Origin of the sequence: Streptomyces griseoflavus, from assembly GCF_014649995.1 — a bacterium.
In the GTDB taxonomy this organism is placed as follows: Bacteria; Actinomycetota; Actinomycetes; order Streptomycetales; family Streptomycetaceae; genus Streptomyces; species Streptomyces griseoflavus.
The window spans coordinates 541534-563691 of record NZ_BMUC01000001.1 but is presented as its reverse complement, the minus strand read 5'-3'; the positions used below and the strand labels follow the sequence as shown (position 1 = coordinate 563691).

The 22158-nt window shown below is 71.9% G+C and carries 18 protein-coding genes; 13 read left to right on the top strand and 5 right to left on the bottom strand.

The features are described 5' to 3' along the window. Positions 1-448: 448 nt before the first annotated feature. Both IE172_RS02410 and IE172_RS02405 read left to right on the top strand, forming a co-directional pair. Positions 449-1015, top strand: a complete 567-nt coding sequence (locus tag IE172_RS02410) for a hypothetical protein (RefSeq protein WP_190095351.1) — start codon at positions 449-451, stop codon at positions 1013-1015. 116 nt (positions 1016-1131) lie between these two features. Next, positions 1132-1782 carry a class F sortase gene (locus IE172_RS02405; protein ID WP_190095350.1) on the top strand — a complete coding sequence of 217 codons (651 nt, stop codon included), beginning with the start codon at positions 1132-1134 and terminating at the stop codon, positions 1780-1782. Positions 1783-1854: 72 nt separating this feature from the next. Here IE172_RS02405 and IE172_RS02400 read toward each other — a convergent pair whose 3' ends face one another. Further along, positions 1855-2637 (bottom strand): sulfite exporter TauE/SafE family protein, encoded by a 783-nt coding sequence (locus IE172_RS02400; RefSeq protein WP_190095349.1) that lies wholly within the window; start codon positions 2635-2637, stop codon positions 1855-1857. A 174-nt stretch (positions 2638-2811) separates the two neighbouring features. On the opposite strand from IE172_RS02400, the gene IE172_RS02395 reads away from it, so the two are divergent. The 4 genes from IE172_RS02395 (at position 2812) to IE172_RS02380 (ending at position 7587) form a co-directional block, all read left to right on the top strand. Beyond that, positions 2812-4029, top strand: a complete 1218-nt coding sequence (locus IE172_RS02395) for an NAD(P)/FAD-dependent oxidoreductase (RefSeq protein ID WP_190095348.1) — start codon at positions 2812-2814, stop codon at positions 4027-4029. Continuing rightward, a complete protein-coding gene (gene nirB / locus IE172_RS02390) occupies positions 4029-6626 on the top strand; it encodes a nitrite reductase large subunit NirB (protein WP_190095347.1) in 2598 nt (865 codons plus the stop codon). The genes IE172_RS02395 and nirB overlap by 1 nt, the downstream gene beginning before the upstream one ends. Beyond that, positions 6623-7000 (top strand): nitrite reductase small subunit NirD, encoded by a 378-nt coding sequence (gene nirD, locus IE172_RS02385; protein ID WP_190095346.1) that lies wholly within the window; start codon positions 6623-6625, stop codon positions 6998-7000. The genes nirB and nirD overlap by 4 nt, the downstream gene beginning before the upstream one ends. Before the next feature lie 161 nt (positions 7001-7161). Next, a complete protein-coding gene (locus IE172_RS02380; RefSeq protein ID WP_190095345.1) occupies positions 7162-7587 on the top strand; it encodes an LAETG motif-containing sortase-dependent surface protein in 426 nt (141 codons plus the stop codon). 45 nt (positions 7588-7632) lie between these two features. Here IE172_RS02380 and IE172_RS02375 read toward each other — a convergent pair whose 3' ends face one another. Together IE172_RS02375 and ppdK are read right to left on the bottom strand one after the other, a co-directional pair. Further along, on the bottom strand, positions 7633-8289 hold the full coding sequence (locus IE172_RS02375) for a hypothetical protein (RefSeq protein WP_229885752.1): 657 nt from the start codon (positions 8287-8289) through the stop codon (positions 7633-7635). 179 nt (positions 8290-8468) lie between these two features. Next, the gene (gene ppdK, locus IE172_RS02370; RefSeq protein ID WP_403378004.1) at positions 8469-11231 is read right to left on the bottom strand and encodes a pyruvate, phosphate dikinase; all 2763 of its coding nucleotides are present in this window, start codon (positions 11229-11231) and stop codon (positions 8469-8471) included. A 547-nt stretch (positions 11232-11778) separates the two neighbouring features. On the opposite strand from ppdK, the gene IE172_RS02365 reads away from it, so the two are divergent. Next, a complete protein-coding gene (locus IE172_RS02365) occupies positions 11779-13503 on the top strand; it encodes an alkaline phosphatase family protein (protein WP_190095343.1) in 1725 nt (574 codons plus the stop codon). 16 nt (positions 13504-13519) lie between these two features. On the opposite strand, the gene dusB is transcribed toward IE172_RS02365, so the two are convergent. Further along, complete coding sequence (gene dusB, locus IE172_RS02360) at positions 13520-14674, bottom strand: tRNA dihydrouridine synthase DusB (RefSeq protein ID WP_190095342.1); 1155 nt, start codon at positions 14672-14674, stop codon at positions 13520-13522. A gap of 97 nt (positions 14675-14771) precedes the next feature. On the opposite strand from dusB, the gene IE172_RS02355 reads away from it, so the two are divergent. From IE172_RS02355 to IE172_RS02345, 3 genes are all read left to right on the top strand, one after another. Beyond that, positions 14772-16217 carry an MFS transporter gene (locus IE172_RS02355; protein WP_190095341.1) on the top strand — a complete coding sequence of 482 codons (1446 nt, stop codon included), beginning with the start codon at positions 14772-14774 and terminating at the stop codon, positions 16215-16217. 150 nt (positions 16218-16367) lie between these two features. Further along, entirely contained in the window at positions 16368-16574 is a 207-nt protein-coding gene (locus IE172_RS02350) for a hypothetical protein (protein WP_190095340.1), read from the top strand. 126 nt (positions 16575-16700) lie between these two features. Beyond that, positions 16701-17813, top strand: coding sequence for an endonuclease/exonuclease/phosphatase family protein (locus tag IE172_RS02345; protein WP_190095339.1), 1113 nt, complete (start codon positions 16701-16703; stop codon positions 17811-17813). A gap of 55 nt (positions 17814-17868) precedes the next feature. Here the strand turns inward: IE172_RS02345 and IE172_RS02340 are convergent, their stop codons facing one another. After that, positions 17869-19251: a glycine--tRNA ligase gene (locus tag IE172_RS02340; RefSeq protein WP_190095338.1), complete on the bottom strand. Its 1383-nt coding sequence runs from the start codon at positions 19249-19251 to the stop codon at positions 17869-17871. Between the two features lie 161 nt (positions 19252-19412). Here IE172_RS02340 and IE172_RS02335 point away from each other — a divergent pair, with 161 nt between their 5' ends. The 3 genes from IE172_RS02335 to IE172_RS02325 are packed head-to-tail and all read left to right on the top strand — an operon-like array spanning position 19413 to position 22074. Beyond that, the gene (locus IE172_RS02335; RefSeq protein ID WP_190095337.1) at positions 19413-20390 is read left to right on the top strand and encodes a metal ABC transporter substrate-binding protein; all 978 of its coding nucleotides are present in this window, start codon (positions 19413-19415) and stop codon (positions 20388-20390) included. Positions 20391-20413: 23 nt separating this feature from the next. Then, complete coding sequence (locus tag IE172_RS02330) at positions 20414-21187, top strand: metal ABC transporter ATP-binding protein (protein ID WP_190095336.1); 774 nt, start codon at positions 20414-20416, stop codon at positions 21185-21187. Then, complete coding sequence (locus IE172_RS02325) at positions 21187-22074, top strand: metal ABC transporter permease (protein ID WP_190095335.1); 888 nt, start codon at positions 21187-21189, stop codon at positions 22072-22074. The genes IE172_RS02330 and IE172_RS02325 overlap by 1 nt, the downstream gene beginning before the upstream one ends. Positions 22075-22158: the final 84 nt, after the last annotated feature.

Sequence of the window (22158 nt, the reverse complement as noted above, 5' to 3'; positions counted from 1 at the left end):
GCGGACAGCCGCCGCGTCCGGCTTCGTGCGTCCGCCGTACCCGACCTCGTGCGTCCGCCGTGTCCCGGCCTCACGACGTCGCCCGTCCGCGCCTCGTGCCGCCGCCGCGTCCCGAGCCCGTGACGTCACCGGTGCGCGGCCCGACCGCCCGGCCCGAGCGCCCCGCCCCGCCGCCGCGCCCGCCCCGGTCACCCGTTCACCGCCGCGTCGCCCACCCTTCGGGTACTTTCGCCCGCCTGTCCGGCACGGCTGCGGTGACCTGCTGAAACACGGTGCGGGCAGCGCGTGTCCGGCGGTGTCCGACACCCGTTCAGCCGCCGCCCCGGCCGGTTCTCGGGGAGCGGTACCGACGCGGTGGCACTTACCTCGAAGAGGCAGGGACGCGTCCGACGGCGGCACATGGGGGTGCCGCGGGCCGGGTCCCCTTCGTGAGCTCGAGGGAGCATCGATGCGACGTACCGCCCGGCTGCTGACCGGTGCCACCGGTCTGACCGGTCTGACCGGCGCCGCGCTCGCCGTGGCCACCGCGGGGCTGCTCGCCGCGCCGCCCGCGTACGCCGCGGAGTCCCGCGGGCCGTCGGCCGGGAGCCTGGAGGTGTACCCGTCGTCGGTCGCGCCGGGCTCGCAGGTCACGGCGAACACCGACGCGTGCGGCGACGACGACACGGCCGCGGGCGACGCCTCCGCGGTGGGCGCCGGCCGGTTCACGCTCGCGCCGAGCACCCACGAGCGGGACGCGATCGGTCAGTTCCAGGTGCCGCCGGGCGCGCAGCCGGGGAGGTACGAGATCGTCGCGACGTGCGCCGGGAGCGGCCGGCGGGTGGCCGGTGACCTGCTGGTGACGCTGACGCCGGAGGCACAGCTGGTGCACCCCCGGGGAAGTGTGAAGACGGGGGTCGGTGGCGCGCTGGGCACCGACCCCGTGGAGACCGCGGCCGGTGTGACGGCTCTCGCCGTCGCCGCCGCGGGCGGTACCTGGCTCCTGCATCGCCGGGCGAGAGGCGACGGGATCTGACGGGCACCCTCCGCTGCCCGTCCCCGCCGGTACCGCAAGTCCCCTCCCCCTCCGGGTCCGACGCCCCTCGCGGCCCGGAGGGGGGCACGGGGCCCGATTCGAATCGAGGTCGGTCCGTGAAGCGCCGCAGGTTCCACCGGGCCGGAAGGTCGGGCAACGCAGCGATAGCCGCCGTCACGGTGTTCGCCCTGTGCGCGGGAACGTGGCTGCTGCGCGACGGGACCGGGGCGCACCCACCGCCACAGCCCTCCGCCGCCGAGGCGCACACCGGCGACGACCGCAGCGCGGGCGGTTCCCCGGTCCCGGCGCTGCCGCCCTCCCCTCCGCTGCGCGTCCGCATCCCCGCGATCGACGTGGACGCGCCCCTGACGGGCCTCGGTCTGACGGCCACCGGAAGCCTCGACGTGCCGCCCGCGGACGTCGCGAACCTCGCCGGCTGGTACGAGGCGGGCACCACACCCGGCGAGCGGGGCACCGCGATCGTCGCGGGCCATGTCGACAACGCCGAGGGCCCCGCCGTCTTCTACTCGCTGGGCGCCCTGCGCAAGGGCAGCACCGTCGAGGTGGACCGGCGGGACGGCGGCGTGGCCGTGTTCACGGTGGACGCCGTCGAGGTCTACGACGCCGAGGACTTCCCCGACACGAGGGTGTACGGGGCGGCGGACCGCCCCGAGCTGCGGGTCATCACCTGCGGCGGTGGCTGGTCCCGCACCACCGGCTACCGGGGCAACGTGGTCGTCTACGCCCATCTGACGGGCAGCCGCTGACCCGTCGCGGCGGAGGCGGCCCGGCGGGCCCGCGGGAACGGGCGCGCCCGGCCGGCCCGCCGCCGGGACGTCTCAGGCCAGCCACTGCTCGTAGGCGAGGTTCGCCACCAGGGCGAAGACGACCGTCAGCAGGACGACGCGGACGAAGCCGCTGCCCTTCTCTAGGGCGGTGTGGGCGCCGAGTGTGCCGCCCGCCAGGTTGAACACCGCCATCAGGGCCGCCAGCTGCCACAGCACCGCGCCCTGCCAGGCGAAGGTGGCGAGCGCGCCGGCGTTGGTGCAGCAGTTGACGATCTTGGCGGTGGCGGAGGCGGTGACCAGGTCGAGGTGGAGCAGGGCGGTGAGCGCCAGCACGAGGAACGTACCGGTGCCGGGGCCGATGAGACCGTCGTAGAAGCCGATGCCGATGCCGGCCAGGCCGATCGCGGCGAGGGTCTGGCGGCGGGTGGCCGGGCCGGTCGCGGGGGCCGTGCCGAAGGCCGGGCGCAGGATCACGAAGGCGGCCACGGCCAGCAGCACCACCATGATCACCGGTTTCAGGACCTCGGTGCTCATCCCGGCCGCGAAGAACGCCCCGGCCGACGATCCGGCGAGGGCCGCGAGTCCGATCCGCACGGCGAGCTTCACGTCGACCGGCGCCTTGCGGGCGTAGGTCACCGCGGCGCCGGTGGTGCCTACGATCGCGACCGCCTTGTTGGTGCCCAGGGCGTGCGCGGCCGGGGTGCCGGCGGGCAGGCCGAGCAGCAGGGCCGGCAGGAGCAGCAGCCCGCCTCCGCCGACGACGGCGTCGATCCAGCCGGCGGCGAGGGCGGCCAGGCAGAGCAGAACGACCGTGGTCAGCGAGATGTCGGGCATGGTCGTGACCCTATGGACCGGATAGATGCTGCGTCCATCAAGATGAGGGTTTGTTGAGGTTGCCGCCCGGGTCGGCTTCCTCACACCCCTGGCGCTCCCCCGCTGAGGGCAGCGTTCCGCGCGGGAAACAGCGGGGATGCCGACGGGTAACACCCGCACCGCACGCTCGACGGCATGACCTCGACAGATCGTGTGGTGGTGATCGGCTCCGGCCTCGCGGGCGTACGACTGGCCCGGCGGCTCGGCGAGCTCGGCACGCCCGTGACGCTGATCGGCGAGGAGGAGCACCGGCCGTACAACAGGGTGCTGCTCGCCGAGGTGCTGGCCGGGCGCTACAGCCCCGAGGTGATCGCCCTCCCGGCGCCCGCGCGGCTCACCCGGGCCCGGGTCACCGCCATCGACCGCGCGGCCCGCACCCTCACCCTCGCGGACGGCTCGGTGACCGGGTACGGCCGGCTGGTCCTGGCCACCGGCTCCAACCCGGTGCTCCCCGCGCTGCGCGGACTGTTCACCGCCGGCCGGGAGCTGCCCGAGGGCGTGCACGCCTTCCGCACCATGGACGACTGCCTGGGCCTGGCCGAAGCGGTACGGCCCGGGGTGCGGGCGGTGGTGATCGGCGGCGGCCTGCTCGGTGTCTCCGCGGCCCGCGCGCTCGCCGTGCGCGGCGCGCAGGTCGTCCTCGCCCAGCAGTCCGAGCGGCTGATGGAACGCCAGCTCGACCCGGCCGCCTCCGCGCTCGTGCGGCGCCACCTGACCGGTCTCGGTGTGGAGGTGCACACCGAGTGCCGGGTGCGGGACGTGCGCCCGGTCGGCGGCACGGTCCGCTCGGTGGAGATGGCCGACGGGTACGCCCTCGACGCCGACCTCGTGGTCCTGGCGTGCGGGGTGCGCCCGCGCACCGGGCTCGCGCGGGCGGCCGGCCTCGACGTCCGCGAGGGAATCGTCGTCGACGACGAGCTGCGCACCTCCGACCCGTGCGTCCACGCGATCGGCGACTGCGTCCAGCACGACGGAACGGTGTACGGGCTCGCCGCCCCGGCCCTGGAACAGGCCGACGCGCTCGCCGCGCTGCTCGCCGGGGACACCACCGCCCGCTACACCGGCACCCGCGCCCTGACCCGGCTCACCCTCCCGGGCCGTCCCGGCTCCTTCGACCTGGCCGCGTTCGGTGAGACCGAGGCGCTGCCGGGCGACGACGTCGTGCAGCTCACCGACGCCACCCGCGGCACCTACCGCAAGGTCCTCGTCCGGGACGACCGCCTGGTCGGCGGGGTCCTGGTCGGCGAACTCGGCACCGTCGGCGCCCTCGCGCGCGCCTGGGAGGGAGCAGAGCCGCTCCCGTCCGCCGGCGGGCCCCTGCTCCACCTGCTCACCAACGACGGAGGCTCCTGATGTCCACGGACACACCGACCATCGTGCTCGTCGGCCACGGCATGGTCGGCCAGCGTTTCCTCCAGGCGCTCGCCGAGCGCGGCCTGACCGCCACGCACCGGGTGGTCGTGCTGTGCGAGGAGCCGCGTCCGGCGTACGACCGGGTGCAGCTCACCTCGTACTTCTCGGGGAGGACACCCGGGGACCTGTCCCTGACGGACCCCGCGTTCATCGAGGCGCACGGCATCGAGCTGCGCGTCGGCGACCCGGCGCTGGCCGTCGACCGCGCGGCGCGCGAGGTGACCGCCCGCTCCGGACTGGTCGTGCGCTACGACGTCCTGGTCCTGGCCACCGGCTCCTACCCGTTCGTGCCGCCGGTGCCGAACAAGGACGCCGAGGGCTGCTTCGTCTACCGCACGATCGAGGACCTGCTCGCGATCGAGGAGTACGCGAAGAACTCGACGACCGGCGCGGTGGTCGGCGGCGGGCTGCTCGGCCTGGAGGCGGCGGGCGCGCTCCAGGGCCTCGGACTGACCTCCCACATCGTGGAGTTCGCACCGCGGCTGATGCCGGTGCAGGTCGACGAGGGCGGTGGCGCGGCGCTGCTGCGCACCATCGAGGACATGGGCCTGAGCGTGCACACGGGGGTGGGCACGCAGGAGATCGTGGTCGGTGAGGACGGCGCGGTCACCGGCATGAGACTGTCGGACGGCTCCGAACTCGCCACCGACCTGGTGGTGTTCTCCGCCGGTGTGCGCCCCCGCGACCAGCTCGCCCGCGACTGCGGACTCGACGTCGGCGAACGCGGCGGCATCACGGTCGACGAGCAGTGCCGCACGGTCACCGACCCGCGCGTGTTCGCGATCGGCGAGTGCGCGCTGGCCGCCGACGGGCGGGTGTACGGGCTGGTCGCGCCCGGCTACGAGCAGGCGGAGACGGTGGCGGCGACCCTCGCCGGGGACGGGTCGGCGTTCACCGGCGCGGACCTGTCCACCAAGCTGAAGCTGCTCGGCGTGGACGTGGCGTCCTTCGGCGACGCGCACGGCACCACCGGGGACTGCCTCGACGTCGTGTACTCCGACTCCCGGGCGGGCCTGTACAAGAAGCTGGTCGTCGGCCGGGACGGCACGCTGCTCGGCGGCGTCCTGGTCGGCGACGCGGAGGCGTACGGCACGCTGAAGGCCTTCACCGGCTCGGTGCCGCCGGTCCCGCCCGAGTCGCTGGTGCTGCCGGCCGGTGCGGGGGCGTCCGTCCGGCTCGGCCCGTCCGCGCTGCCGGACGACGCGATCATCTGCTCCTGCAACAACGTCCGCAAGGGCACCGTCCGCGAGGCCGTCACCGTACACCGGTGCACCACCGTGCCCGAGGTGAAGAAGTGCACCAAGGCCGGTACGACCTGCGGAAGTTGCGTCAAGGTGCTGGGCAGGCTCGTCGAGGCCGAGCTGGAGGCGAGCGGCGTCGAGGTCGACAAGGGCCTGTGCGGCTGCTTCTCCCAGTCCCGCGAGGAGCTGTACGAGATCGTCCTCGCGCTGCGCGTCACCTCCTTCCGGGACCTGCTCGACCGGCACGGCCGGGAGGGCGCCCGGGGCGGTGACGGCTGCGAGGTCTGCAAGCCGGCGGTCGGCTCGATCATCGCCTCCCTCGCCCCCACGATCGGCGCGAGCACGCACGTCCTCGACGGCGAGCAGGCCGCCCTCCAGGACACCAACGACCACTTCCTGGCCAACCTGCAGAAGAACGGCTCGTACTCGGTCGTGCCCCGCATCCCCGGCGGGGAGATCACCCCCGAGAAGCTGATCGTGATCGGGGAGATCGCCCGCGACTTCGGCCTCTACACGAAGATCACCGGGGGTCAGCGGATCGACATGTTCGGTGCCCGCGTCGAACAACTGCCCCTCATCTGGACCCGGCTGGTGGACGCCGGCTTCGAGTCGGGCCACGCCTACGGCAAGTCGCTGCGCACGGTGAAGTCCTGCGTGGGGCAGACCTGGTGCCGGTACGGCGTGCAGGACTCGGTGCGCATGGCGATCGACCTGGAGCTGCGCTACCGGGGACTGCGCTCCCCGCACAAGCTGAAGTCGGCGGTCTCCGGCTGCCAGCGCGAGTGCGCGGAGGCCCGGTCGAAGGACTTCGGCGTCATCGCCACCGCCAGCGGCTGGAACCTCTACGTCGGCGGCAACGGCGGCGCCACCCCGCGCCACGCGGACCTGCTCGCGCAGGACCTCTCCGACGCCGGACTCGTCCGGCTGATCGACCGGTTCCTGATGTTCTACATCCGCACCGCCGACCGTCTGGAGCGCACCAGCGTCTGGCTGGACCGGATCCCCGGCGGCCTGGACCACGTGCGGGACGTCGTGGTGCACGACTCCCTCGGCATCTGCGACGAACTGGAGAACCTGATGGCCGCCCATGTCGCCCACTACCGCGACGAGTGGGCCGAGACCATCAGCGACCCCGGGAAGCTGGCCCGGTTCGTGTCCTTCGTGAACGCGCCCGACACCCCCGACCCGGTGGTCGCCTTCGTCCCCGAGCGCGACCAGATGAAGCCCGACCTGCCGCTGCTGGCCATCGGCCTGCGGCCCGCCGACGACGTCCTGGAAGGAACCGCCACGCGATGACCCCGACACTGGAGACCACCGACCGGACACTGGAGACCACCGGTCTGAAGGTCCGGCTCCGCCTCGCGGACGACTGGTTCACGGTCTGCGACCTGAGCGCGCTGCTGCCGGGCCGCGGGGTGGCGGCCCTCCTCCCCGACGGCCGTCAGGCCGCCGTCTTCGCCGACCGTTCGGGCCGGCTCTTCGCCGTCGACAACCGCGACCCGTTCACCGGCGCCGCGGTCCTCTCCCGGGGCCTGACCGGCACCCACCGGGGCCGCCCGTTCGTCGCCTCCCCGCTGCTCAAGCAGCGCTTCGACCTGGAGTCGGGCCGGTGCCTGGACGACGAGACGGTACGGGTGACGGCGTACGAGGCGGTGGCGGTACCGCTGTAGGTCCCGGGCCCGGCGCGAGGCCGTGGCGGAGAGCCACACCTCCGTCACGTAACGTTCACATCACGGGTTCTTCATATCTCCCACACATCACGCGCCCCCCAGTAGCTTCGGCACCCTCGTACCGAGCACACGCTTACGCCCGATCTGGGGGGCTCCACACCATGAATCCGTTCCGTACCTCCGCCGCCGCGCTCCTCGCCGCCCTCGCGCTGGCCGCCGTACCGGCCACCGCCGTGGCGCACGACGGCAACCACCCGTTCGAGAACTGCACCGAGGCGTACGAGAACGGGTACAAGAACATCGCCAAGGGCGACGACCACTACGGCAAGCACCTCGACCGGGACAACGACGGCGTCGGCTGCGACCGGCCGCCCGCGGACTTCGTGCCGCACGAGGAGACCGGCACGGACTCCCGGGACGACAGCACCGGCAGCACCGGCGACAAGGAGCAGAGCGGCGGCGGCACCGACCTCGCCGAGACCGGCGGGAGCGACACCACCCCCTACATCGCGGCGGGCGGCGCGGCCGTGGTGCTGCTGGGCGGCGGCCTGATGATCGCGGCCCGCAAGCGGCGCGACAACCGCTGACACCGCTCCGGCGCGGGGGAGCCGGCCGGCCGGCTCCCCCGCGGCTCACAGGGACAGCAGCAGGGAGTCGGTTTTGCCCTTCCGGCGGCGCACGTGCCCGCGCCAGCCGGCCAGTACCGCCATGAGCGTCCAGGCCACGAGCCCGGCGCCCAGTGCGCCGAGCCGCCCGGCGGCGTCCACCTCGTCCGCCTGCTCCATGGGCACCACGCCCTCCGGGTCACGGATGACGTCGAGCCGTTCGCCCACCTTCGGGGCCCAGGCGGAGCCGTTGTAGGTCAGCCGCTCCGTCAGTTCCTCACCGTCCGCCGTGCGCAGCGTGTACCGGTGGTTGCTGCCGTCCTTCCCGGTCGCGTCGTCCGCGACGATCACCACGCTCTCGCGCACCCCGCGCACCTCCAGCGCCAGTTCGGGGGCGTACTGGACGGCCCCGACCAGGATGAACAGCCCGGGCACCACGGACAGCAGGGCGATCCACGCCGCGCGGTGCAGCACGATGAGGGCGACGACGAACGCCAGGCACAGCACCACGCCCACGGCGATGGGCACCCAGACCCAGCGGAGCGCCAGGTAGGAGACGTACCCGGTGACCAGCGCGGCCAGCCACCCGTACCCCGCCACAGCGAGCGTGCGGCGCACGGACTGCCACGGGTCGACGGCGTACCCGCCCATCCTGCTCAGCGGTCTGATGGTGCTCCTGCGCATGCGTATCGGCACTGCGTCCCCCCGTGTCATGGCCTTCGCGGCCCCGTGACTCTGGCTGCAGCGGACCCTACACAGGCGAGAGAGCGGCACCCCCGCACGGGTGCCGCTCTCTCCTTTCGTGATCCGGAGCCGTCGCCGATCGGTGAGGGTGGTCGGGTGACAGACGACGGCTCCGGGGTTCAGCGGTGGTCGCTGCCCGTCGAGGTGACCGCCGCGCGGCCGGCCTCCAGGCGGGCGACCGGGATGCGGAACGGGGAGCAGGAGACGTAGTCCAGGCCGACCTCGTGGAAGAAGTGGACGGACTCCGGGTCGCCGCCGTGCTCTCCGCAGACGCCGAGCTTGAGGTCGGGGCGGGTCTCGCGGCCGGCCTTGGCGGCCAGCTTCACCAGGGAGCCGACACCGTCCTTGTCGATCGTCTCGAACGGCGACACCCCGAAGATGCCCTTCTCCAGGTAGGCGGTGAAGAACGAGGCCTCCACGTCGTCCCGGGAGAAGCCCCACACCGTCTGGGTGAGGTCGTTCGTGCCGAAGGAGAAGAACTGGGCCGCCTCCGCGATCTGGCCGGCGGTCAGCGCGGCCCGCGGGAGCTCGATCATCGTGCCGATGGAGAGCCTCAGCGAGGTGCCGGTGGCCTCCTCGACCTCGGCGATGACCTGGTCGGCCTCCTCGCGGACGATCTCCAGCTCCTGGACCGTGCCGACCAGCGGGATCATGATCTCCGCGCGCGGGTCGCCCTTGGCGGTCCTGCGGGCGGCGGCGGCCTCCGCGATGGCCCGCACCTGCATGGTGAACAGCCCGGGGATGACCAGGCCGAGGCGGACACCGCGCAGACCGAGCATCGGGTTCTGCTCGTGCAGCCGGTGCACCGCCTGGAGCAGGCGCAGTTCGTTCTCGTGCGGCTCCTGCCGGGACTCGGCGAGGGCGACACGGACCGACAGTTCGGTGATGTCGGGCAGGAACTCGTGCAGCGGCGGGTCGAGCAGGCGGATGGTGACGGGAAGGCCGTCCATGGCCTCGAACAGTTCGACGAAGTCCTGCTTCTGCAGCGGAAGCAGCGCCTTCAGCGACTCCTCGCGCTCGACCTCGGTGTCGGCCAGGATCAGCCGCTCGACGAGTTCGCGCCGGTCACCGAGGAACATGTGCTCGGTGCGGCACAGGCCGATGCCCTGGGCGCCGAAGCGGCGGGCGCGCAGCGCGTCCTCGGCGTTGTCGGCGTTGGCGCGCACGCGCAGCCGGCGCTTGCGGTCCGCGAAGGCCATCATCCGGTGCACGGCCTCGACGAGCTCGTCGGCGTCGTCGGCGCCCGGGTGCATGCGGCCCTCGAAGTACTCGACGACCGGGGAGGGGACGACCGGGACCTCACCGAGGTACACCTTGCCGGAGGAGCCGTCGATGGAGACGACGTCGCCCTCCTCCACCACGTGCCCGCCGGGGACGGTCATCCGGCGGCGCTTGGTGTCGACCTCGAGTTCCTCGGCGCCGCAGACGCAGGTCTTGCCCATGCCGCGGGCGACCACGGCCGCGTGCGAGGTCTTGCCGCCGCGCGAGGTGAGGATGCCCTCGGCCGCGATCATGCCGTCCAGGTCGTCGGGGTTGGTCTCGCGGCGGATCAGGATGACCTTCTCGCCGGAGCGGGACCACTTGACGGCGGTGTAGGAGTCGAAGACCGCCTTGCCGACCGCCGCGCCCGGGGAGGCGGCGATGCCGCGCCCGACCTGCTCGACCCCTTCCCCGCCGCGGGCGTACTCGTCGTCGAAGCGGGGGAACATCAGCTGGGCGAGCTGGGCGCCGTTGACCCGGCAGAGCGCCTCGGCCTCGTCGATCAGGCCCTGGTCGACGAGCTGGGTCGCGATGCGGAAGGCCGCGCCCGCGGTGCGCTTGCCGACGCGGGTCTGCAGCATCCACAGCTGGCCGCGCTCGATGGTGAACTCGATGTCGCAGAGATCCTTGTAGTGGTTCTCCAGGGTCTCCATGATCTGCATGAGCTGGTCGTACGACTTCTTGTCGATCGACTCCAGATCGGCGAGCGGCACGGTGTTGCGGATGCCCGCGACCACGTCCTCGCCCTGCGCGTTCTGCAGGTAGTCGCCGTAGACGCCCTGGTGGCCCGAGGCGGGGTCGCGGGTGAAGGCGACACCGGTGCCGGAGTCGGGGCCGAGGTTGCCGAAGACCATGGAGCAGACGTTGACGGCGGTGCCGAGGTCGTGCGGGATGCGCTCCTGGCGGCGGTACAGCTTGGCGCGGTCGCCGTTCCAGGAGTCGAAGACGGCCTTGATGGCGAGGTCCATCTGCTCGCGCGGGTCCTGCGGGAAGTCCCGGCCGGCCTCGGTCTTGACGATCTTCTTGAACTTGGTGACGAGCTTCTTGAGGTCGGCGGCCTCCAGCTCGGTGTCGACGGTGACCTTCTTGGCCGCCTTCGCCGCCTCCAGCGCGTCCTCGAAGAGTTCGCCGTCGACGCCGAGGACGGTCTTGCCGAACATCTGGATGAGGCGCCGGTAGGAGTCCCACGCGAACCGGTCGTCGCCGGCCTGCTTGGCCAGGCCCTGCACGGACTTGTCCGACAGGCCGATGTTGAGGACGGTGTCCATCATGCCCGGCATGGAGAACTTGGCGCCGGAGCGGACCGAGACGAGGAGGGGGTTGTCGGCCTGGCCGAGCTTCTTGCCCATCGTCGCTTCGAGGGCGTCGAGGTGCGCACTCACCTCGTCACGCAGTGCCGCGGGCTCCTCGCCACTGTCGAGGTAGGTCTTGCACGCCTCGGTGGTGATGGTGAAGCCGGGCGGGACGGGAAGGCCCAGGTTGGTCATCTCGGCGAGGTTGGCACCCTTGCCGCCGAGCAGGTCCTTGAGGTCCTTGTTGCCCTCGGTGAAGTCGTAGACGAACTTCACGCCCTCAACGCTCGTGCCCGGCTGGGCTACGTGGGGATCTTTGTTTTCCGACACGGGTCTCGACTCCCTCGAGGACGCGGTGGCTGCCCTGACGGCGAGGAATGTACCCAGATCAAAGGCGTCTGGGTACGTCCACTTGTGCGTCATGCGCCTGTAACCACTCGTGCGCCAGCGGATTGAAAGTCAAAGCTTGGCAAGCCGTCGACGTCGAATGTTTTCACTTCTTGAACGCGTCACCTCGCCCACCGGCCCCGTAGCCGCTCATGTGAGCGACTGTGGCCACGTCTGATTTCGCTCGATGAACGATCAAGGGATGGCACTGAGTGCCAACCTTTGAGAAGTGCACTCGCTCAAGATCCGCTCATCTGAGCGCAACCCTTATCAGGGGTGGCGAGAATCACGCTGCCACACGGCTGCGGATTTCACCATGCGGACGTCCCGGTCACCCGGCCGGAGCAGCCCCCGGGCGCACGCCCTTCCCCAGGAAATCCCCGGTCAGATGAACACACCGGCCGCCGCGCCCGTACGGAACTGAGGCGGACCCGGACCCCCACGCCGGGTCCGCCTCCTCACCGGCCTCGGTACGGAAGGAACCTCCGGGTTGCCCGCCTTCACTCGTGTCCTCGCACGCCTGCGCGCTCTGCCCCGCCCACGCGTCCGCACACGCCTGCGTGCCGCACGCGACGCGCACCCCACCGCCGCCCGCACCCTCCGGTGGACCGTCCACGTCCTCGCCGCGGTGCTGGTCGTCGGCGCCCTCCTGCTGCCCAACACCGCCCCGGCGGTGCGCGCCGACCGCTTCACCCGCATCCCCGCCGAGGCGATCGTCGGAGCCGTGCTGCTGCTCGCCCTCCCCCGCCGGCCGCGCGTCGTCGTGGCCGCGCTGTACGGGGCGGGGATCGGCGTACTGACCGTGCTCAACCTGCTGGACATCGGCTTCGGCGAGTACCTGGGCCGCGGCTTCAACGTCGTACTCGACTGGGGGCTGCTCGACGACGCCCAGTCCTACCTGGAGGACTCGATGGGCGACACCGCGGCCGACGCCGCGGCCGTCGGCGCCGTCCTGCTCGCCCTGCTCCTGGTGACCGTCATGGCGCTGGCCACCGTCCGTCTGGGCGACCTGCTGGCCCGGCACCGCGCCCGCGCCGGCCGGGGCACGCTCGTCGCGTGCACCGTGTGGATCACCTGCACCGCGCTCGGGGTGCAGGTCGCCGGGGTGCCGGTCGCCTCCGACCTGGCCGCGCAGGCGGTGAAGGGGCAGACCCGGCGCGTGGTGGACACCCTGCGCGACGAGGCCGCGTTCGCCAAGGAGGCCCGCGAGGACGCCTTCGGCGCCACTCCCCCCGACCAGCTCGTCCCGGACCTGCGCGGCAAGGACGTCGTCTTCGCCTTCATCGAGAGCTACGGCCGCAGCGCCCTGGAGGACCCGCTCATCGCGCCCGGCGTCACCGGGACCGTCGACGCCCGGACCGCCGCGCTCGCGAAGGCCGGCTACCGGGCGCGCAGCGGCTGGCTCACCTCGGCGACGTTCGGCGGCAGCAGCTGGCTCGGTCACTCCACCACCCTGTCCGGCCTGTGGATCGACAACCAGCAGCGCTACCGCACCGTCACCAACGGCGACCGCCTCACCCTCACCAAGGCCTTCCGCAAGACCGGCGCCTGGGACACCGTCGGCGTCATGCCGGGCGTGCAGAAGGCGTGGCCGGAGGCCGAGTGGTACGGCCTCGACAAGGTCTACGACGCCTTCGACCTGGGCTACCGGGGACCGAAGTTCAGCTGGTCGCCCATGCCGGACCAGTACGCCCTGGAGGCGTACGAGCGCCTGGAGCACGGCAGGGCGCGCGCCAGGCCGCTGATGTCGGAGATCATCCTCACCTCCAGCCACCAGCCGTGGGCACCGCTCCCCGAGATGGTCGACTGGGACGACCTCGGCGACGGTTCCCTCTTCGACGCCGTCGCGAAGGCGGGGCGGAAGTCCGCCGACGTCATCGCCGACTCCACCGAGTCCCGGCGGGAGTACGGCAGGTCGATCCAGTACTCGGTCACCAGCCTCACCGAGTGGCTGGAGCGCTACGGCACCGACGACACGGTGCTCGTCTTCCTCGGCGACCACCAGCCCATCGCCCAGGTGAGCGGTCACGGCGCGAACCGGGACGTGCCGGTGACGGTGGTCGCCAAGGACCCGGAGGTGCTGGAGAAGACCGACGGCTGGAACTGGACGGACGGGCTGCGGCCGGCGAAGGACGCGCCCGTGTGGCCGATGAACGCCTTCCGCGACCGCTTCCTGACCGCCTTCGGCTCCGTCCCGCACCCCACCGGGGACTGACCGGCGGGGCGCCGGATCAGCCGCCGGAGGTGTCGAGTTCCGCTTCCTCGCCGACCCCCGCGCAGTCGTAGGGGTCCTTCAGCCAGCCGTCCGGCAGCACCACCCGGTTGTTCCCGGACGTACGGCCGCGCGGGCCGTCGGCGCCGGCCGGCCAGGGCTGGTCCAGGTCCAGCTCGTCGAGCCCGGCCTGCAGTTCCTCCAGCGAGGAGGTGACCGCGAGCCGCTTGCGCATCTCGGAGCCGACCGCGAAGCCCTTCAGGTACCAGGCGACGTGCTTGCGGAAGTCGATCACGCCGCGGGACTCGTCACCGAGCCACTCCCCCAGCAGGGTGGCGTGCCGGACCATGGTGTCGGCGACCTCCCTCAGGGCCGGCCGCGCACGGTCGTCGGCCCGCCCCTCGAACGCGGCCACCAGGTCCGCGAACAGCCACGGCCGGCCCAGGCAGCCCCGGCCCACGACCACCCCGTCGCAGCCCGTCTCGCGCACCATCCTGAGCGCGTCCTCGGCCGACCAGATGTCGCCGTTGCCGAGCACCGGGATCTCCGGCACGTGCTCCTTGAGCCGCGCGATGGCGTCCCAGTCGGCGGTGCCGCCGTAGTGCTGGGCGGTGGTGCGGCCGTGCAGCGCGATGGCGGTCACGCCCTCCTCGACGGCGATCCGGCCGGCGTCCAGGTAGGTCAGGTGGTCGTCGTCGATGCCCTTGCGCATCTTCATCGTCACCGGCAGGTCGCCCGCCCCGGCGACCGCCTCGCGCAGGATGGACCGCAGCAGGTTCCGCTTGTAGGGGAGGGCCGAGCCGCCGCCCTTGCGGGTCACCTTGGGGACCGGGCAGCCGAAGTTGAGGTCGATGTGGTCGGCGAGGTCCTCTTCCACGATCATGCGGACGGCCTTGCCGACGGTCGCCGGGTCGACGCCGTACAGCTGGATGGAGCGCGGCTTCTCACCGGCGTCGAACCGGATCAGCTGCATGGTCTTCTCGTTGCGCTCGACCAGCGCCCGGGTGGTGATCATCTCGCTGACGAACAGCCCCTTGCCCCCGCTGAACTCCCTGCACAGGGTGCGGAAGGGGGCGTTGGTGATCCCGGCCATGGGCGCGAGCACGACGGGCGGTCGTACCGCGTGCGGGCCGATGGGCAGGACGGTGTTCACGGTCGGCGAGGGCGTGGGCATTCCCCCATTGTCCCGCATGCCGCGGGGTACCCGGCACGGTGATCGTGTAGCGGTCATTAGTTAACCGCACTATTGAAATCGGCGTACGATGACGACCATGCCCGAGCTCAGCCACGGCCGACGCATGCTGGTGCTCGCGATCTGCTGCATGAGCCTGCTGATCGTGAGCCTGGACAACACGGTCCTGAACGTCGCCCTGCCCGCGCTGCAGCGGGAGTTCGACGCGAGCACCTCGGGGCTGCAGTGGACCATCGACGCGTACACGCTGGTCCTGGCCTCGCTGCTGATGCTCGCGGGCTCCACGGCGGACCGGATCGGCCGCAGACGGGTGTTCACGACGGGCCTGGTGGTCTTCACCCTCGGCTCGGCGCTGTGCTCGCTGGCTCCGGACCTGTCGTGGCTGGTGGTGTTCCGGATGGTGCAGGCGGTCGGCGGTTCCATGCTGAACCCGGTCGCCATGTCGATCATCACCAACACCTTCACCGACCCGCGCGAGCGCGCCCGGGCGATCGGGGTGTGGGGCGCGGTCGTCGGCATCTCCATGGCCGCCGGTCCGCTGATCGGGGGCGTGCTGGTGGAGTCGGTCGGCTGGCGCGCCATCTTCTGGATCAACCTCCCGGTGGGCCTGGCCGCGCTGCTGCTCACCCGGCGCTTCGTCCCGGAGTCCCGCGCCCCGAAGGCCCGCCGCGCCGACCCGGTCGGACAGGTCCTGGTCATGATCCTGTTCGGCTCCCTCACCTACGCGATCATCGAGGCCCCGCACGCCTCCCCGCAGGCGATCGCCCCCTTCGCCGTGCTGGCCCTGGCCGCCCTCCTCGCCCTCCTCCGCTACGAGCCGCGCCGTCGCGAACCCCTCATCGACCTGCGCTTCTTCCGCTCGGCTCCGTTCAGCGGGGCCACCGTGATAGCGGTGAGCGCGTTCGCGGCGCTCGGCGGGTTCCTGTTCCTGTCGACGCTGTACCTGCAGAACGTGCGAGGGCTGAGCGCGCTGGACGCGGGCCTGTGGATGCTCCCGATGGCCGTCCCGACCTTCCTGTGCGCCCCGCTGTCCGGGCGGCTGATCGGCAGCCGGGGACCGCGTCTGCCGCTGCTGATCGCGGGCGGGGCGATGACGGTGAGCGGGCTCCTCTTCGCCCTCTTCGAGGCCGAGACGTCCGACCCGGCCCTCTTCCTCGGGTACGTCCTCTTCGGCGTCGGCTTCGGCTTCGTCAACGCCCCGATCACCAACACGGCCGTCTCCGGCATGCCGACCGCGCAGGCGGGGGTGGCCTCGGCGGTCGCGTCCACCAGCCGTCAGCTGGGCCAGGCGCTGGGGGTGGCGGTCGTCGGCGCGGTGCTGGCGGCGGGGGTGGGCTCGTCGTCGTACGCGGAGGCGTTCGTGACGGCGGCACGGCCGGCCTGGTGGATCCTCACCGTCTGCGGCCTGGCGGTCCTCGTGGTGGGCGCCCTCACCTCGGGCCGCTGGGCCCGCGGCACGGCGGAGCGGGCCGCGAGGAACCTCGCGTCGGCGGAGGCCCCCCGCACCACGGGCGCCACCACCTGAACCGGCCCGCGCCGGGCCGCGCGGACCCAAGCCCCGGCCCCCGCCGAATCACCCCCGCCGAACTCACTTCTGCGGCACACTCCTTGTCGTCGCCGAACGGGGGCACAAGGAACGGCGACACCAACGCCCTGCCGAACCGCCGGAGGCACCATGCCGCAGATCGACACCAGCAAAGTCAGCCGCTGGGACCTGCACGGCCGAGAGCACACCGTCCACGTCCAACGCACCGGCGTACAGCGCACGATCAGGTGCGACACCTGCGGCTGGCGTCAGGGCGCCCAGTTCCTGCCGTGGCTCAAGGCGCAGGAGCACCTGACGGAGGCGCACCAGGCCACGGTGGACCCGACGGCGGCCTGAGCGGGCCGCCGCCCGTCAGGACGGGACGCCCCGCCACCCGGACAATGGAGGGTGTCGGCGGGCAGCTCTCGGCGGCGCCTGCCGCCGGCCGCGCGGCACTCCTGCGCCGCCGCCCGAGGAGGCGTCATGAGCATCCGCATCGCCACCTTCAACATGGAGAACGTCTTCCGCCGGCCCACGGTCTTCCGCCTGGAGGACGCGGCGCGGCGCGAGGAGGTCCTCGGCGACTTCGCCGAACTGGTCGCCCTCCTCGACCTGCTGGCGTACCGCGACGGGGACAAGGCGGAGATCGCCCGGCTCGTCGAGAAGCACCGGGCGTACGAGACCGATCCGAAGAACCCGCCGCCGATCTACGTCAACCAGTCCCGCCCGGGCAAGGACTCGGGGCTGTTCAGGACGTCCGGCTCCGGGAAGAACACCAGGGTCGAGGTCACCGCCGCGGGGCGTACCTCATGGGCCGGCTGGGCCGAACTGGGGAAGGACGACCTCGACATCGACGTGGTGCGCAACACCGGCCGGGTGGTCGCGGAGGTCGACGCGGACATCCTCCTCACCGTGGAGGTGGAGGACCGGCTCACCCTGGAGCGCTTCAACACCCAGGTGCTGGCCGGGGCGTTCGGCAGGCGGCCCTACCCGTACAACCTGCTGGTCGACGGCAACGACAGCCGGGGCATCGACGTCGGCGTCCTCAGCCGTGAGCCGATCACGTCCGTGCGGTCCCACCTCTTCGACACCAACCCGGCCCGTCCCGACCAGCGGCTCTTCAGCCGCGACTGCCCCGAGTTCGAGATCCGGCTCGACGGGACCTCGCTCGTGATCCTCGGCAACCACCTCAAGAGCAAGTCCCGCGACGACCCCGAGCTGCGGCTCGCCCAGGCGAAGCGTGTCGCGGAGATCCACCGCGCCGTGCTGGAGCGCACTCCCCACGTCATGGTCGCCGGGGACCTCAACGACGACCCGGAGAGCGAGACGGCCGCGGTGCTGCGGGACACCGGTCTGCGCGACGTGATGAGCCACCCCGCCTACCGGGGGCTCCCCGGCACCTTCGGAGCGTGCAAGTCGGAGCGGGACAAGATCGACTACCTGCTCCTCCCGCCGCCGCTGTGGCAGCGGGTGCAGCACGTGGGACTCGAGACGCGCGGGATCTTCCACGAGGAGATCAAGTCCTTCGACACCGTGACGTCCAAGGCCGACGCGGCGTCCGACCACGCCGCGCTCTACGTGGACCTCGACCTGTGAGAACGACGGAGCCGGGCCCCCGCTCCACGCGGGGACCCGGCATCCGGCCGGAGTCTCAGGCGCCGATCAGACGGGCCGCCAGGTACCCCTCGATCTGGTCCAGCGAGACGCGCTCCTGCTTCATGGTGTCGCGCTCGCGCACGGTCACCGCGTTGTCGTCCAGCGTGTCGAAGTCGACCGTGACGCAGAACGGCGTGCCGATCTCGTCCTGGCGGCGGTAACGGCGCCCGATCGCACCGGCGTCGTCGAACTCGATGTTCCAGTTCTGCCGCAGCGCCTGCGCGAGCCCCTTCGCCTTCGGCGACAGCTCGGCGTTGCGGGACAGCGGGAGCACGGCCGCCTTCACCGGCGCGAGGCGGTGGTCGAGCCGCAGCACGGTCCGCTTCTCCATCTTGCCCTTGGCGTTGGGCGCCTCGTCCTCGACGTAGGCGTCGAGCAGGAAGGCGAGCATGGCCCGGCCGACACCGGCCGCCGGCTCGATGACGTACGGCGTCCAGCGCTCGCCGGCCTCCTGGTCGAAGTAGGCGAGGTCCTGGCCGGACGCCTTGGAGTGGGCGCCCAGGTCGTAGTCGGTGCGGTTGGCGACACCCTCCAGCTCGCCCCACTCGCTGCCGCCGAACTGGAAGCGGTACTCGATGTCAGCGGTGCGCTTGGAGTAGTGGGAGAGCTTCTCCTTCGGGTGCTCGAACCACCGCATGTTCTCCTCGCGCAGGCCGAGACCGGTGTACCAGTTCCAGCGCTGCTCCATCCAGTACTCCTGCCACTGCTCGTCCTCGCCCGGCTTGACGAAGAACTCCATCTCCATCTGCTCGAACTCGCGGGTGCGGAAGATGAAGTTGCCGGGCGTGATCTCGTTGCGGAAGGACTTGCCCATCTGGGCGATGCCGAACGGCGGCTTCTTGCGCGAAGCGGTCTGCACCTGGGCGAAGTTGGTGAAGATGCCCTGGGCGGTCTCGGGACGCAGGTAGGCGACGGAGCCGGAGTCCTGCGTCGGGCCGAGGTGGGTGGAGAGCAGGCCCGAGAACTGCTTGGGCTCGGTGAAGGTGCCCTTGTTGCCGCAGTTGGGGCAGCTGAGGTCGGCGAGGCCGTTCTCCGGGGCGCGGCCCTTCTTCTCCTCGTACGCCTCCTCCAGGTGGTCCGCGCGGAACCGCTTGTGGCAGGAGGTGCACTCGGTCAGCGGGTCCGTGAAGGTCGCGACATGACCGGAGGCGACCCACACGTCCGGGGCGAGGATCACGGACGAGTCGATGCCGACCACGTCCTCGCGCGAGGTGACCATGTAGCGCCACCACTGGCGCTTCAGGTTTTCCTTGAGCTCGACACCCAGCGGTCCGTAGTCCCAGGCGGCCTTCGTACCGCCGTAGATCTCACTACTGGGGAATACGAAGCCACGGCGCTTGCTCAGGCTGACGATGGTGTCGATCTTGTCGGCGGCCACGGTGCTCTCTTCATTACGACGACGGGCGACGAAGCGAGATTGCTTCCAGCGAAGCACTCAGGCTACCGGCGTGGCCTGCCCCGCGACCAATTCGGTGTCCGCTACAGGCCCCTCACGTGCTTTGTTGACAACGGTTTCCATATTAGTTGAAAATGAGTGTCATGAACGTACGACGACGCCACATATCCGCGGCCGCCCTGGCCGCGGTCACCGCCCTCGGCCTCGGCGGCCTCACCGCCTGCTCCTCCGACAGTTCCGCCGCGGGCAACACCGACAAGTTCGACGTCGTCGCGTCGTTCTACCCGATGGCCTTCCTCGCCGAGCAGATCGGCGGCGAGCACGTCAGCGTCACCAGTCTCACCCAGCCCGGCCAGGAGCCGCACGACCTGGAGATCAGCGCCAAGCAGACCGCGCGGCTCCAGGACTCCGACGCGGCCCTCTACCTCAAGGGCCTCCAGCCCACCGTCGACGAGGCCATCGGCCAGTCCGGGATCAGGACGAAGATCGACGCGGCCACCCTGACCTCCCTGGAGTCCCACGCCGCCGAGTCCGGCGGTCACGAGGACGAACACGGCCACGAGGACGGGGAGCACGGCCACGACCACGAGCACGAGGAGGGCCAGGACCCGCACGTCTGGCTCGACCCGGTCAAGTACGCCGAGGTCGCCGAGGGAGTCGGCAAGGCCTTCGAGAAGGCCGACCCCGACCACGCCGCCGACTACAAGAAGAACACCGCCGCCCTGGTCGGCAAGCTGAACGCCCTGGACGAGAAGTTCGAGACCGGCCTCGCGGACCGGAGGACCGGCGTCTTCATCACCACGCACGCCGCCTTCGGTCACCTCGCCGAACGCTACGGCCTGACCGAGGAGGCCATCAGCGGCCTGGACCCCGAGTCGGAGCCCAGCGGCGCCCGCGTGAAGGAACTCCAGGAGACCGCGAAGGCCGACGGCGTCACCACCGTCTTCTACGAGACCCTCGTCAGCGACCGGACCGCCAGGACCCTCGCCGCCGACGCCGGACTCAGGACGGACGTCCTCGACCCGATCGAGGGCATCACCGACGACTCCCGCGGCGAGGACTACTTCCAGGTCATGGAGGCCAACCTCGCGGCCCTGCAGAAGGCCCTGGGCGCCAAGTGAGCGGCACACCACCGGAGGACGGCATGACGACGACCGAACCCGTCATCTCCCTGCGGGGCGTCCGCGCCGAGCTGGGCGCCCGCCCCGTGCTGCGCGGCATCGACCTCACCGTGCGCCGCGGCGAGGTCGTCGCCCTGCTCGGCGCCAACGGCTCCGGCAAGTCGACGGCCGTGCGCACCGTCATCGGCCAGGTGCCGGTCACCGCCGGCGGGATCGAGCTGTTCGGCACCGCCCGGCACCGGTTCCGCGACTGGGCGCGCGTGGGCTACGTCCCGCAGCGCACCACCGCCGCCGGAGGCGTGCCCGCCACGGTCACCGAGGTCGTCTCCTCCGGCCGCCTCTCCCGTACCCGCTTCGGTCTCTTCCGCAAGGCCGACCGCGAGGCCGTACGGCACGCCCTGGACCTCGTCGGCATGGCGGACCGCGCCAAGGACTCCGTCGACGCCCTCTCCGGCGGCCAGCACCAGCGGGTCCTGATCGCCCGCGCGCTCGCCGCCGCCCCCGAACTGCTGATCATGGACGAGCCGATGGCGGGCGTCGACCTGGCCAGCCAGGAGGTCCTGGCGAAGACCCTGAGGGGCCAGGTGGCCGAGGGTGCGACCGTCCTGCTGGTCCTGCACGAACTGGGCCCGCTGGAGCCCCTGATCGACCGGGCGGTCGTGCTGCGCGACGGCTGCGTCGTGCACGACGGCCCGCCCCCGAAGGCCGTCGGCCAGCACGCCCTGCCCGGCCACGACCACGTCCACCCGCACGCCCCCGCGGGCGCCGAACCGATCCGTACGGGACTGCTGAGCTGATGGAGATCCTCGACTACGCCTTCATGCAGCGGGCACTGCTCGCCGCCGTCCTGGTCGGCATCACCGCCCCCGCCGTCGGCATCTACCTGGTCCAGCGCCGCCAGGCCCTCATGGGCGACGGCATCGGCCACGTCGCCATGACCGGCGTCGGCCTCGGCTTCCTGCTCAGCTGGTCCCCGGTGTGGATGGCGACGCTGATCTCCGTCCTCGGCGCCGTCTTCATGGAACTGGTCCGCTGGTACGCCAAGACCCGCGGCGACATCGCCCTCGCGATGCTCTTCTACGGCGGCATGGCCGGCGGCGTGATGTTCATCAACCTCGCCCCCGGCGGCTCCACCGGCAGCCTCTCCTCCTTCCTCTTCGGCTCCCTGTCCACGGTCTCGGAGTCCGACGTCACCGCCATCTGCGTGCTGGCCGCGTTCGTGGTGCTCGTCACCGTCGGTCTGCGCAAGCAGCTCTTCGCGGTGAGCCAGGACGAGGAGTTCGCGCGGGTGACGGGCCTGCCGGTGCGGTTCCTCAACCTGCTGACGGCGGTCACGGCGGCCGTGACGGTCTCCGTCGCGATGCGCGTGGTCGGCCTGCTGCTGGTGAGCGCGCTCATGGTGGTGCCGGTCGCGGCGGCCCAGCAGCTCACCCGGAGCTTCGCCGCCACGTTCGCCATCGCCGTCGCGATCGGCGTGACCGTGACCATCGGCGGCACGGTCACCTCGTACCACCAGGACGTGCCGCCCGGCGCGACGATCGTGCTGCTGACCATCGCCGCGTTCATCGCGCTGACCGCGCTGGCCGCCCCGCTGGCCCGCCGCCGCGCCCGGGCGCTCGCCGCCGCCCATCCGGGCGGCGATCCGGCGGAGTGCGCGATTCCGGCCGGCCGCACGGCCGACTAGCAGGTGTCCGGCACATGATCGCGACGCCGCGGGAATGTGTCGGACACCCTCCAGGGGGACGGCGCCCGACTCTCCTCCGCCCGG